The sequence below is a fragment of the Lachnoclostridium sp. Marseille-P6806 genome, assembly GCF_964238185.1.
In the GTDB taxonomy this organism is placed as follows: domain Bacteria; phylum Bacillota; class Clostridia; order Lachnospirales; family Lachnospiraceae; genus Brotaphodocola.
This window is the reverse complement of sequence record NZ_CAXSLG010000004.1, coordinates 22,594-36,179: the sequence shown is the minus strand read 5'-3', so window position 1 is coordinate 36,179 and position 13,586 is coordinate 22,594. Positions and strand designations below refer to the sequence as shown.

Below are 13,586 nucleotides of genomic sequence, written 5' to 3'. Positions count from 1 at the left end.
AAATTTTCTTTTAAATCTGAGGTCTTCCCAGATTTGCCTGTACACGATTGTACAGTTCCTTGGCTGCATTATAGCCCATCTTCTTCTGGCGATAGTTGACAGCCGCAGACTCTACGATAATTGCCAGGTTCCGGCCCGGACGGATGGGAATATTGTGGCATACAACCTTATTTCCCAAAAATTCCGTATACTGATCCTCCAGTCCCAGACGATCGTATTCCTTATCCTTATCCCAGTCCTCCAGCTTAATTACCATGTCAATATTCTGAGTATCCTTCACGCTTTCTACACCAAACAGCGCTTTTACATCAATAATGCCAATTCCTCGCAGCTCAATAAAATGCTTGGTAATATCCGGCGCGCTTCCCACCAGAGTCTCATCGCTGACCTTGCGGATCTCCACAACATCATCTGTAACCAGGCGGTGTCCACGCTTAATCAGCTCCAAAGCAGCCTCACTTTTTCCAATACCGCTCTCGCCCATAATCAAAACGCCCTCACCAAATACGTCTACCAGTACGCCGTGAATGCTGATGCAGGGCGCCATCTTTACCTTCAGCCAGCGAATCACCTCTGCCATCAAATCAGATGTGCTCTTGTCGGAAACCATACAAGGAACCTGATAGTGAAGACAGAGATCCTTCATATCTTCATCAGGCATCTGGGAGCGGCTGTAGAGCACACAGGGAATTTCACTGGATAGCAGTCTTTCATACATGGCAATCTTCCTGTCCCTGGGCAGCGTCTTAATATACTCCTGCTCCACAAAACCAATAATCTGTACTCTTTCCCGATCAAAATGATCGAAGAAACCTGCCAGCTGCAGTGCCGGACGGTTTACATCCGGATGAGACAGCACAACCTTATCTGTATCAATTTCCGGAAGAATATTTTTCAGATTCATCTTATTAATCAATTCTGTAATCGTAACTCCGTACATCGCTTCCACTCCTTTTCCTCTATGTCCTAACATTCTTTCATACTATCATATCCGCGGGGAAATGTCATCCACAATCACGGTATCCCCTTTTTCTTTCCTGCGGAAAAACTGGTACACACTTTCCGCTGCTGCCCGGTTCATACCAGGCACCTGGCAAAGCTCCTCAACCGAAGCCTCCCGCACCGCGTCCAGAGACTGAAAGCTTCTCATCAGAGACTTTCTCCTCGTATCCCCAATTCCCGGAATCTCATCCAGAATCGACCTTACCTGGCTTTTGCTTCTCAAACTGCGGTGATACTCAATTGCAAACCTATGGGCCTCATCCTGAATTCTGGTGATCAGACGAAAGCCCTCCGAATGACGATCGATCGAAATCTCCTCATTCTGATAATAAAGACCTCTTGTCCTGTGATTATCATCCTTCACCATACCGCAGACCGGAATCGAAAGCCCCAGCTGCTCCATCACCTCCAGAGCAATATTCACCTGACCCTTTCCACCATCCATCATCAGAAGATCCGGAAATCTGGTAAAGCTTCCAAACTCTTTTTCCACTCCCTGATTTTTCAGCTGTTTCTGTTCCTCCATACCATGAGTAAACCGTCTGGTAAGCACCTCCTTCATAGAAGCATAATCATTGGGTCCTATTACCGTCTTAATGCGGAATTTCCGATAATCGCTGCGTTTTGGCCTTCCATTTTCAAAGACCACCATAGAGCCTACAGATTCGTATCCAGAAATATTGGAAATATCAAAGGCCTCCATTCTGCGGACATTCTCCAGCCCCAGCCACTGAGCCACCTGATTCATAGCTCCTATGGTCCGCATCTCTTCCCGTTTATTCCTTTCATTGTCCTGAATCAACACAAGAGCCGCATTCTTCTCCGCCAGCTCCACCAGCCGCTCCTTATCGCCTTTCTTCGGAACCGTAATGCGAACCTTCTGACCCTTTCTGGCGCTGAGCCACTGGCCAATCAGCTCCATATCCTCCAGCTCATACTGCACCCACAGCTCCTTGGGCAAAAATGGAGTTCCTGCATAAAACTGCTTTACAAAGCTGGAAAGAATCTGCCCCCTTGTCTCCGCAGTTGCCACAGACATACGGAAATGATCCCGTCCAATCAGCTTGCCTTCCCGGACAAAGAATACCTGAACTACTGCATCCATATCATCCCGGGCCATAGCAATAATATCCCGATCCTCCATATTGCTGCTGGTAATCTTCTGCTTCTGAGCCACCTTCTTCACACTGCTTAGCAAATCCCGATACTCGATGGCCTTTTCAAAATCCATAGCATCGGAAGCTGCTTTCATTTTTTCTTCCAGATTTTTTAAAACACCGTCATAACGGCCATTTAAAAACTCCAAAACCTGTCTGATATTTTCTCCGTACTCTTCCTTAGAAATATATCCCTGACAGGGGGCATCGCACTGTTTAATGTGATAATTCAGACAAGGGCGCTCTTTTCCCGTATCTCGGGGCAGATTCCTGCTGCAGGTTCTGATTTTATACAGCTTGTGTATCAAATCAATGGTATCCTTCACCGCCCCAGCACTGGTATAGGGGCCAAAATATCGGTTTTTATCCTTTTTCATGGTTCTTGCAAGCATCACCCGTGGGAAATCCTCCCCAACAGTTACCTTAATATACGGATATGCCTTGTCATCCTTCAGCATGGTATTATATCGGGGCTGATGCTCCTTAATCAGATTACATTCCAGAACCAGAGCCTCCATCTCCGAATCTGTCACAATGTACTCAAACCGGGCAATCCGTGAAACCATCTGCTCAATCTTCGCACTCTTATTGCGGCTGCTCTGAAAATACTGCCGCACCCGGTTTTTCAGGCTGACAGCCTTTCCCACATAAATAATCTCGTCCTTAGCGTCGTGCATCAGATAAACCCCAGGCTGAGACGGCAGCTTCTTCAGTTCATCCTCTATATTAAACATTTTTCCGTCCCTTTCTCCTATCTAAGCCGTTTTCCGTCAAACCGGTTCTGGAGGGCCAGAAATCCTCCAATCGCCCGAAGCTGTTCTGGAATCGTACCTGTTTCCGGCTTCATATCAAGCACCAGATAAAGACTGTCCAAATCCCTTTGCTGTGCCGTCCGTGCCATGGCAGAAAGACACTCCATCCGCTCCTCATAAGTATCTGCATCCAGAAATTTAAGAAATGCCGGACTTGGTTCATACAACTTCTGCACAGGTTCCTGAGTTCTGACTTCTTCCTCAAATCTGCTTGTGGAATTGGCTCTGATGCCGATTCCTTTCGATTCGTCTGATCCGGCTGCCATCACTTCCCCGTGCAGATATGAACCAGCTTCAGCGAAATTGCCAAAACCTCCTGCTCTGTCCCTGTCACCTGATTCTCTAGCTGCGGCCGCCAGCTCCACTCGCTCAAACCGGTATTCCTGAGTCACTTCCGGGTATTTTTCCCGTTCTACAGCGCTTACAAACATTTCATAAGGCCTTACATAAACACCAAAATCCCCATAAAGAGCCTGATAAACCACCATCCTCTCTCCCGTCTCAGAATGGGTTGCCACTGCCAGAATCTGATATAATTTATTTTTAAAATGTCGATAAAATTCTCCAGGATACACCTGTCTCTCCATTTGATTTCCTCACTCTCTGCCTCTTCTAATCTGTTACTACAAAATTATAGCACAAATAAGAAGAAAAGGGTATCAGCGAACTGCACTGATACCCTTCTGAGCATAAAACCGACTGCCTCCTGCAGCCATCCTATTCTGCGGCTTCTGTTTCCTGCACCTCAAAGGACGATTCCATGGTTTCTCCCACAGCTTCCGTCTCTGCCGCTGTTGTCTCCTCTGCAAAAGTCGTTTCCGGCAGAGCTGCCCGGGACTGAACAATCTGCTCCTGTTCTGCCTTTGCCTCCTCTGGTGTCAGAAGTCCATCCCAGTCATAGGTACATGCTGCATCCCACAAAAGCCATTCATCATATCCGCAATCATAAACCGCCTGAATCTGACTGCGAACCTCCGGCCCTCCATAAGGAATATGATTTGTCAGCCAGCTGGCTGTAAAATCCTGAAGCCAGGGACGTACCACGGCAATATGCTCTCCGTTCTTTCCGGCAAAGTAAAGCTCCTTTCTGGAATCCATCAGCGCCGCGCAGATTGTCTCATAGGGCTGCATATCCGGATGGGCAATTCCATAATTTCCATCTGCGTAATGAGAAGGGTAAATCATAGGACTGATATAATCCAGATGCTTTGCCATCTCTCCGTAAATCTGTCCCACAGAATCTGCATTTACATCACTGTTGATAATGGCGCCAAATACATCTGCAGACACAAACAGTCCCTCTGCCTTCAGTCTGTCATAGGCATATTCCATAAATTCCAGAATAATTCCTGTTCGGGATCTGCCCTGCACATCGGCCTCGTCAAAAACAACCTCCTTCATGCCCTTCTCCGTACAGAAGCGCACATAGTCAAACTGTACTTCCTCAAAGCCCAGCTTTCCTGCCTCAGCTGCGATTTCCACCAGATAATCCCAGGCCTCCTTCTTATAGGGATTGACCCAGGCATTGCCGTCCCTGTCCCGGAATACCGTTCCATCTGCCTTTTTGATGCACCAGTCCGGCCGAACATCTCCCAGCCAGGCATCACGAAAAGCCGGAATCCGGGCAATGGCATAAATCCCGTGCTCCTCCAGTTTCTCCATTAGCCCTTGAATATCCGAAATATAGGCCTTTGAAGAACCCAGTTCCTGTACCAGGGGAGATTCCATCTCACAGGCCACACGACCAAAATCATCCTTCAGATCAATCACAAGTGTGTTGGCCTCTGTCCGATCAAGCTCTGCAATCAGATTATCCACCATCGAGGGGGTTCCTGCCACATAGGCAGAAATATAAATTCCCTTCACCTGAACAGGATTTCTCTGCTGCCCCTTTTCCAATACAATTTCCTGTGTCTGCAGTTCCAGTTCCGTCGCTGCTTCCGCTTCTTCTGCCGTTTTCTCGCCTTCTTCCTGTGCCTTCGTTGTTCCATGCTCTACCACTACCGGCTCCGGAACAGTCGCCAGTTCTTTCACTGCCTCCAGCTTTCCACAGCCAGATATCAGCCCAACCTGAAGAGCCAGAAGCAAAAAAAGCCTTGCATAGCTGCTTTTCATCATACTCCAGTCCTTTTGTCCTTTGTGTTATCGGGTTGACAAGTTCCTTTCTGCTTAGTATATCACAAAATCCTAAAATAATCAAAATTCCAGGTGCATTTTAAAGCCGTCTGTGATACAATGAGGGGCAGTGAAAGGGGCAAGAAAATATATGAAAATAGGATTTGATAACCAAAAATATCTGAAAATGCAGTCCGAACATATTCGGGAACGAATCAACCAGTTCGGAGATAAATTATATCTGGAATTCGGCGGAAAGCTGTTTGATGACTATCACGCCTCCAGAGTCCTTCCGGGCTTTGCCCCGGACAGCAAGCTGCAGATGCTGCTTCAGCTTGCAGACCAGGCCGAGATCGTTATTGCCATCAATGCCGCTGACATTGAAAAAAATAAAATCCGCCACGATCTGGGCATCACCTACGATGTGGATGTTCTCCGTCTGATTCAGGAATTCCGCGATAAAGGACTTTATGTAGGAAGCGTTGTGATCACCCGCTACACCGGGCAGCCCTCTGCGGATCTGTTCCGCACCAAGCTTCAGAACCTGGGCATTCAGGTTTACCGCCACTATCCCATCGAAGGCTATCCCAACGACATTGCTCACATTGTCAGCGATGAAGGCTACGGAAAAAATGAATATATCGAAACCACAAAGCCATTAGTCATTATCACTGCACCAGGCCCGGGAAGCGGAAAAATGGCCACCTGTCTTTCCCAGCTTTACCACGAAAACAAGAGGGGCATCAAGGCCGGATATGCCAAATTTGAGACCTTCCCAATCTGGAATATTCCCTTAAAGCATCCGGTAAACCTTGCCTATGAGGCAGCTACCGCAGACTTAAACGACGTCAACATGATCGATCCCTTCCATCTGGAAGCCTATGGCGTAACCACTGTCAACTACAACCGCGATGTGGAAATCTACCCTGTACTGTCTGCCATGTTTGAAGGAATCTACGGCTACTGTCCATACAAATCCCCCACTGACATGGGTGTAAATATGGCCGGAAACTGCATCATCGATGACGAGGCCTGCAAAGAGGCCTCCCGACAGGAAATTATCCGCCGTTACTATCAGGCGCTGAACCGCCTTGCCAAAGACAAAGGCTCCAAAGATGAGGTTTACAAAATCGAGCTTTTGATGAAGCAGGCAAAGATCACCACCAGTATGCGCGCCGTTGTATCCGTAGCCAATGAGTTATCCGCTAAAAACGGTTCTCCGGCTGCCGCCCTGGAGCTGCCTGACGGAAAAATCGTAACCGGAAAAACCTCCGCTCTTCTGGGCGCTTCCGCTGCCGTTTTACTGAACGCAGTCAAAGAGCTTGGTGGAATCGCCGACAACATTCATCTGATTTCTCCTACCTTCATCGAACCGATTCAGGGACTGAAGGTCGGATATCTGGGAAGCAAAAACCCGCGGCTTCACACAGATGAGGTGCTGATTGCCCTTTCCATGTGTGCCGCCACGGATTCCAATGCACGGCTGGCCTTAGAACAGCTGCCTAAGCTTCGCGGCTGCCAGATTCATACCTCCGTAATGCTTTCCTCCGTGGATATTAAAATGTTCAACAAACTGGGACTGGAATTAACCTCCGAACCGATTTACGAAAAAAAGAAGCTGTATCGGTAATAAACAGATCATACTGTGAATGGATCCAAGGGACTGTCGCACTAAGAAATTAGTGTGCAGTTCCTTTTCTGTAGACAAATTTACAGCATGGAGTAGACTCGGAATCTATCACATGGCTGACAATCGATCCACAACCGACAAATACCACAGCACGGATTCCGTTCTTGAAAAATGCACAAAAACACTTAATTTTTAAATATTCAAAGCTGTACAGAAAAAGTTTAAGTCTTAGACAGACCAAAGCGGATAAAATAGATACCTTCTCAATTGCTTCTATGTTGGTGTCTGATGTGAACTTAAGGTTCTACTCAGATACATCTTACCACAATGAGGAATTAAAGTCACTCTCTCGTAATCGATTTGATAAAGTAAAAGAACGTGCCCAGTTAAAATGAAAATTTTCCCATCTTAACCTTCTAATTGCAATTCGTCCTGTTGAATTTTGTGATACCGTTATTCATAGTTATTTGGTGATATGTAGTCACCATTTATATTATAAAATGCATCCAAATCCCATCAAAGCAACCGATATACATGCTAATAATCACGGATTTTAAATTGATTCAATCATTTTCTCTTAATCCAGCAATGAAGCGACTCAATACATACATTAGAGGTGACAATGGAAACCATATATAAAACTTTTTACTCACACGCCCCTCGCGGGGCGCGACTACAAACCAGGCAAATAGCTACACGATTAGCATAATTTCTACTCACACGCCCCTCGCGGGGCGCGACGTGACGAGATTGACTTGGGGCGCGGGAAGTATGTGCAATTTCTACTCACACGCCCCTCGCGGGGCGCGACAAATATGTCTTTATGTCATGCTGCATATTTCTGCATTTCTACTCACACGCCCCTCGCGGGGCGCGACGGAGGTTTCTGGAACTCTGGAGACGGAGCGAACGATTTCTACTCACACGCCCCTCGCGGGGCGCGACGCAATGTGGAAATTGTTGGACGGATAGCAATTAATTTCTACTCACACGCCCCTCGCGGGGCGCGACAGGAGGCTGAGATAGAAGATGACGGCTTCCTGGATTTCTACTCACACGCCCCTCGCGGGGCGCGACGGATGTGGTTGATTTTGAAAAACCGAACCGGTCCGATTTCTACTCACACGCCCCTCGCGGGGCGCGACCCACAGACCGGAAACTTCTGGTGTTATCAGAAAATTTCTACTCACACGCCCCTCGCGGGGCGCGACCGCTACATTTAGCATGTAATAGCGAATCGTTCCCCACATATAGAGGAGCGGACTTTTTCATCATAAAATCTTCTCAATTTTGTCGATTTATTCGGTATCTAATGCCTCTTTTTCAGGCGAACCTTCCGGGATTTTTACATCATCTGCTCTTCCCCTACCATTTCATTCACGCAGGTATCAGGAATACTAAATGATGATCACACCTTCTGGATTATAGGTTTTTTTCGCCCCAATATGTTCAATTCGTTTTTCCCAATTATTTCCGAGATAATAAAACCTCAGACTGTCTTCTTCCTGATTGATCAGTTTGATCAGGCGATCCTTTAATTTAAGAAAAGAAGAATAATCCAGATCTGCTTCAAACACGGAGTTCTGTACACGCTGAGCATGATTCTGACATTCTTTCGCCACTTTGCGCAAGCGGGTTCTTCCTGATGCGCTCACAGTACTTACGTCGTAACTAATCAACACCATCATACGAATCACCTACTTTAAAAGAAACGATGGATAGGTTTCTATATCGCCACGCACATACTTTGCCAAAAGATTACTTTGTATATAAGGAAGCAGGCCCAACGGGATCTTTTGCTTCAAATATGGATGCGTCATATCAGTACGCTTTTTTTCCTGCCATTTTGCCAGTACTTTTTTGCGTCCATCTTCATTCAGCCACACAGCGCCGGAAAGCTGTTTTTCGAAATCCCTCTCTCCAATTATCTGTAGATTCAAGAGAGTGAGAACAAAACGCTCCACGATGCAGCGGACTTCCTCTACCATATCGCAGGCAAGAGAAGCTCGCCCGCTCCGCAGCGTATGGCAATAGCCAATATAGCTGTCCAGTCCTACTGTTTCCAATGCTGCTGCAAATTCGCTCGTAGCCAGTGTATACACAAACGAAAGAACAGCATTTACTGGATCAAGCGGCGGTCTTTTCGTACGCAACTCAAACGTAAATGGCACTTTCTGATTCGTTATCAGCTTATTAAAAACAGAAAAATAACTCTGTGCACAATATCCCTCGATACCGATAATTTCTTCCACACTTTTTGCACTATAAACCTTCTCAATGCCTTCTGTCAGAATTTCTACTGTATTCTTCATTTCCTCATCTTCCCGCAAGGCTGCGTTATCATGAAGTGTCCGACGCAAAAGCTGACGTGTGTTGCTGAATTTTGCAGCCATTGTATTCTGTGTCAATACAAGTCCTGATTCACGAAACGTATCGATCTGCGCCACTCGAAGAAATACATTTCCCTTCGTCTCCCCGCAGACTTTTGCAAGAAATTTTCCCTGAGGAGAAATAAAGTTGATCGGTATCGTCTTACTGACGCATTTTCCCATTAAAGCGGGAGAACACCCGATATAATTAAAGCAAACGATATTTTCGATGTTTTCAAATGGAATTCGCAGCTTTGTCTCCCCATCTATTTTACAAACGAGATTCTCTCCATCCAGAGTAAGGTACGCCATTTCATTTGTCACATACACCGTATTCAGCAATTTTCTCATAGCGCTGTCCTCCCGATTTTTTCGATTTCACTCTGAATGCTTTTAATCTGCCTGATATTTGGCATACACAGATCCTTCATAGAACATCCGCTGCATTTCTGTCCTTTTCGAATTGTAGGTATTTTTCCTGCCTTTAAATATCCACGCATTTCTTCTAATATAGCTTTTAATCTGACATCATATACAGCAAAATTTTCCTGCAGATGCAGATCAACTCTTTTTTTCACATCCGCATAATAAATCATACCTTCGCAGCTTCCGCCAAATACGTAATCTACGCAGAGTTTCTGTGCAAACACCTGCATCCGATCATCCTCTCGCACTTCCACATCTTTCGGTTTTGTTGGCTTATATTCTACAATTGTGAGTTTATATCTGCCTTCGAAATTCGGAAGCGTTATCCCCTGCCTGTCCTCTCTTGCTTCCAGACAGTCTGTAATTCCATAGAGCTGATAACAGTCATTGTATATAGGCACAGAAGTAAAAATCCGCTTTCCTCTTGCTGTATAATTCCGATTCGGATCATGCACACGGTCATGCATCAGATTTGCCTTTGTCACAAAAAAGTTTTCTGCCCATGCTTTATCAATTTCAAGGAGTCCCCAACGGTGCGGACAGTACAAATAATGCTGAATGGAACGAATCGTTATTTCCATCGTACTCATATTTTTTCGATCAGCTCTACTCCTTCCGGCATCTGACGATCAACCTTGATTTCATAATCAGTAAACGAACGCGGCAAAACACCATCTTTTTCTGACACTGTAATCTTATCAAACAAAAGATGTGACGGACAGCTTCCAAGCACATTATTGTGTTTAAATACGTACAGCTTTCTCATACACATTTTTCCACGTGCTGCGCTGTGATCGTTTTCAAACATATTGATGATGGCGCTCCACAGCAGCTCGAGGTCATCCTCTGAAAGATCCGTCGATTTATTGGCAAGCGCAGCAGAGACGTATCCCTCTGCCCGATAAAGTGCATAGGGGATCACACTTTTTCTTCCCATTTCTGTCTCTCCAGTCTCCGTCCGTTCCTCAGTTGTTCTCGCCTGACGTGTGATGGAAACATCCAGAATATTCACTGGAGAAATACTTCTCGCAAAATTGATCTGTACTGGTCCTCTTACAATGCCGCACGGATCTTCTCCGGTGGACATCACTGCACCGAACGTTCTCACATCGAAATAATTGCGACACATATATTCTCTGGCCTTCTTTACATCATCCGCATTTTTTCCCTTATTCTTTTTTGGCAGTCCTTCTGCCTCATACGCCGCTGTAAATTTTGCATTCAGGGAGCGGTCAGGCTTTACCAGAATGTTGTAGCCTGCTTCCCCTTCTTTGACCAGCTCTACATAATTTCTGATTTTCCGTTTCAAGCAGACATCCGTGATAAATCCATAACCAGATTCAACATCCACTCTCGGCATATTTCCCGCATCTGGATCACCGTTTGGATTTCCATTTTCTACATCAAAAAGCATGATAAAATCATATCTATTTTCCAGTGCCATATCGCTCATCCTCCCTGTCCTCTTGATTCTTTTTCTCATAAAATGCCTGATTCTGCTGATAGTAACCGACGATAAACTCTCCCTGCTCCTTTAGAGAAAAATGATCCGGAAATCCACCGTTCAGCTTTACCATAACCTCTCCGATCAGCTTATTATAAAACATAGGATACTGTGCTTTCTTCAGGTAGCTCTGATTCGCCAGATTGATCAGCTTCGGAAAAACCAGCAGCGGTCTTGTCGACGCAGATGCAAAGTAGGCATCCTTGACAGTTCTGTTTAAGGAGTAATTCGATGCTTCCTGCTGCAGCCGTTCTAAAATGGCAAACAGTCTTCCGCACAGATACGCCTGATTTGTATTTTCCTTATCTAAAGCCACTTTTATCTCCTCCCCCACATTTTTTCTATTGAGACACGCCTTGATCACGCCAATGCGTACGTCATTCATCTTTTCTCTTCCACTATCGATCCGAACTCTGCGCACCATTGTTTCCAGCAGGGCATTCGGATAATCACATCCATAAATCACCGCTTCAAACAGGCGCGCCATTAATGCCGGATTAACCTTATCATTTTTACTCTTGGGAGAAATCAGTTCCTTTTTGATCCATGACAGATATACCGGTTTTACCTCTCGCGTAATCTGTAGCTCCCTCTGAAATCTTGCAATATTCCACAAGACATCTGCATATTTTCTCCGTATCAGAAATTTTACCGAAAGTCTGGAGGAATTCGGCTTTAACCCAAGCATATAAAAATCAACATCCGGATGGATTTCTTCCATTGACGCAAGCCTCTGCTCTGTTAGATACCCTGCATTTGCATCCTCTACAAGCTTTTTCAGCATTGCTTCTGTGTCTTCCGCATTCATCTGATCCGCCTGACTCCAAATCAACTGACTAAACAGATCCTCACACGTTTCTTCTGGCTCCATCGCCCAAAATACGATTGTCATATCGTCCAATACAGCTTTATGCTTGTTGCTGCCCAGCAAATAATTCAGCGCTTCCGTATACTTTTTCATAATATCCACCGAGATATTGCTGTTATACGACTGATCGTTTCCATAGGAATTTTCTGATGGATTATTAAAACCGATCAATACACTTCCTGTTGCCAGCCCACCATAAACTCCTTTGATTTTGCTGTGGATTCTTGCAATTGGCTCAATTTTTCCGCTGATTGCGCACTGTGCTGTGATATCGTCCTGATTTTCCTGATTTTTTTTCTCATACCTGCTGTCCCATTTCTGTTTCAGCTCTTTTACCTCATGGAGGCGAAGCTGTGGACTGCCCGAGAGACAAAACGCATATCCCGATTTTGCATAGTCTTTTCCAAGCTGCAACAAATGTACATTTTCTGTCTCCTCCTCAGGATTCCATTTCAGCAGAAAATTGCGGAATGCATTTGCCAGAGGCGTATCAATCCCTTCCAGAAATTCCAGATTTTCCGTCACACATGCTTCATGAGATTTTTTTGCTTTTTCTGTTCGATCCAAAGGAGTCAAAGTTTCATTTTCCAGATTGAGTCCAAACAGATACAACGGACGATGCTCTATGATATTGGCCTCAATACCGGATTTTTCTGTCCTCTGCATCATCACAACTTCCTTAGGAACTTCTTTTTGTTTCTTTTTTCCTTTCCCTGACGGAACCTCAACAGTATCTTTCCATGGAAGTATTTCATCAATTTTCCCCTCCGCAGTCAATGCAACAAGATACTGCACCTTTACTTTGGAATAGCCTCTCGGAAGAACCTTACCCGCCGCTGAAAGAATATCATAATAATCGCTTAACGCCCTAATCAGCATCGCAGTTCCTCCCTGTATTTTTTCACATCAATGACTCCGTTGATCATGTGCGGACGATAATACGCTGTCACAGCCCGATCAGAAAACTTTGGATTCTCCCAGTCGCCATTGATTGGTCTTCCGCCATCCGCAAATTTCACCTTATAGTTCATGAAGCCAAGATCCACATCCCCCATACTTATAATAGCGGGACTGATCTGTCCGAGATCAAATTCTTCGACAAGCTCCATCCGCTTAACCGGGAACTCACAGCAGCCCAGACATGGCATACGGAACCACTGTCCTTTTTCCAGACGACGTTTTAAAATACTATAGTGCTTCTCTTCACATTCGTCCTGTTTTTCATTTTTCATTCCAGTCAGCTCAAAGTGAAATGCTATTCCATATCTTACATTTTTAAGTACCATCGCTGCGCGCTGACTCCTGCTCTCCGATGCATAAATACAGGGGTCTCCGCCATTTCCGTTCATCTGACTTTTTACCGCACTATAAAGTACCTTATCCTTTACCTCATTGCGCCGGATATTTGCAAAATCGATCTCATGGAATACAATAATCTGATCGATCACATAACGTATCGCCGGCTTCCAATACACGCTTTTCAACAATCCCTCCATCGCTCCCGGCGTCGGCACATCATAACTTACTCTTTCCACCTTGAGCTCCGGTCTGGTAAAGCATGCATAATCACCTTCCACAATGATCTTAAAACCATAGCTCACGCTATCCCCTCCCTTTTCTGTATTTGTCTTCTGCATGGTCTTATAGTCGAACCATTCCATTTGCCATGGTTAGCAAACGTATCCCCCAACACTCATCCATCT

11 protein-coding genes, 1 pseudogene and 1 CRISPR repeat array are annotated in these 13,586 nt (G+C 45.4%); of the genes and pseudogenes, 2 read left to right on the top strand and 10 right to left on the bottom strand.

Features of this window, described 5'->3' with window-relative positions:
- Window positions 1-10: 10 nt before the first annotated feature.
- The 4 genes from hprK to ACESON_RS06260 all read right to left on the bottom strand — a co-directional run bounded on the left by hprK (window position 11) and on the right by ACESON_RS06260 (window position 5,089).
- Complete coding sequence (gene hprK / locus ACESON_RS06275) at window positions 11-940, bottom strand: HPr(Ser) kinase/phosphatase (protein ID WP_177958918.1); 930 nt, start codon at window positions 938-940, stop codon at window positions 11-13.
- A 45-nt stretch (window positions 941-985) separates the two neighbouring features.
- The gene (gene uvrC, locus ACESON_RS06270) at window positions 986-2,893 is read right to left on the bottom strand and encodes an excinuclease ABC subunit UvrC (protein WP_373108910.1); all 1,908 of its coding nucleotides are present in this window, start codon (window positions 2,891-2,893) and stop codon (window positions 986-988) included.
- A gap of 17 nt (window positions 2,894-2,910) precedes the next feature.
- Window positions 2,911-3,558, bottom strand: coding sequence for a DUF1653 domain-containing protein (locus ACESON_RS06265; RefSeq protein ID WP_373108909.1), 648 nt, complete (start codon window positions 3,556-3,558; stop codon window positions 2,911-2,913).
- Between the two features lie 130 nt (window positions 3,559-3,688).
- A complete protein-coding gene (locus tag ACESON_RS06260) occupies window positions 3,689-5,089 on the bottom strand; it encodes a putative glycoside hydrolase (RefSeq protein WP_373108908.1) in 1,401 nt (466 codons plus the stop codon).
- Window positions 5,090-5,237: 148 nt separating this feature from the next.
- On the opposite strand from ACESON_RS06260, the gene ACESON_RS06255 reads away from it, so the two are divergent.
- Window positions 5,238-6,716 carry a DUF1846 domain-containing protein gene (locus tag ACESON_RS06255; protein WP_177958921.1) on the top strand — a complete coding sequence of 493 codons (1,479 nt, stop codon included), beginning with the start codon at window positions 5,238-5,240 and terminating at the stop codon, window positions 6,714-6,716.
- Between the two features lie 197 nt (window positions 6,717-6,913).
- A pseudogene (locus ACESON_RS06250) lies at window positions 6,914-7,108 on the top strand (transposase); the annotation flags it as partial.
- Between the two features lie 249 nt (window positions 7,109-7,357).
- A CRISPR array of direct repeats spans window positions 7,358-7,927; the repeat unit is 33 nt; unit sequence ATTTCTACTCACACGCCCCTCGCGGGGCGCGAC.
- Between the two features lie 186 nt (window positions 7,928-8,113).
- Here ACESON_RS06250 and cas2 read toward each other — a convergent pair.
- From cas2 to cas5c, 6 genes are read right to left on the bottom strand one after another with little or no spacing between them, the layout of a single operon-like run.
- Window positions 8,114-8,404 carry a CRISPR-associated endonuclease Cas2 gene (gene cas2 / locus ACESON_RS06245; RefSeq protein WP_373108906.1) on the bottom strand — a complete coding sequence of 97 codons (291 nt, stop codon included), beginning with the start codon at window positions 8,402-8,404 and terminating at the stop codon, window positions 8,114-8,116.
- 9 nt (window positions 8,405-8,413) lie between these two features.
- On the bottom strand, window positions 8,414-9,436 hold the full coding sequence (cas1c, locus tag ACESON_RS06240; protein ID WP_373108905.1) for a type I-C CRISPR-associated endonuclease Cas1c: 1,023 nt from the start codon (window positions 9,434-9,436) through the stop codon (window positions 8,414-8,416).
- A complete protein-coding gene (gene cas4, locus ACESON_RS06235) occupies window positions 9,433-10,101 on the bottom strand; it encodes a CRISPR-associated protein Cas4 (protein WP_373108903.1) in 669 nt (222 codons plus the stop codon). Before cas4 ends, cas1c begins: the two co-directional genes overlap by 4 nt.
- A complete protein-coding gene (gene cas7c / locus ACESON_RS06230) occupies window positions 10,098-10,955 on the bottom strand; it encodes a type I-C CRISPR-associated protein Cas7/Csd2 (protein WP_373108902.1) in 858 nt (285 codons plus the stop codon). The genes cas4 and cas7c overlap by 4 nt, the downstream gene beginning before the upstream one ends.
- Window positions 10,939-12,762, bottom strand: coding sequence for a type I-C CRISPR-associated protein Cas8c/Csd1 (gene cas8c / locus ACESON_RS06225; RefSeq protein ID WP_373108900.1), 1,824 nt, complete (start codon window positions 12,760-12,762; stop codon window positions 10,939-10,941). Before cas8c ends, cas7c begins: the two co-directional genes overlap by 17 nt.
- Window positions 12,756-13,484 carry a type I-C CRISPR-associated protein Cas5c gene (gene cas5c / locus ACESON_RS06220; RefSeq protein ID WP_373108899.1) on the bottom strand — a complete coding sequence of 243 codons (729 nt, stop codon included), beginning with the start codon at window positions 13,482-13,484 and terminating at the stop codon, window positions 12,756-12,758. Before cas5c ends, cas8c begins: the two co-directional genes overlap by 7 nt.
- Window positions 13,485-13,586: the final 102 nt, after the last annotated feature.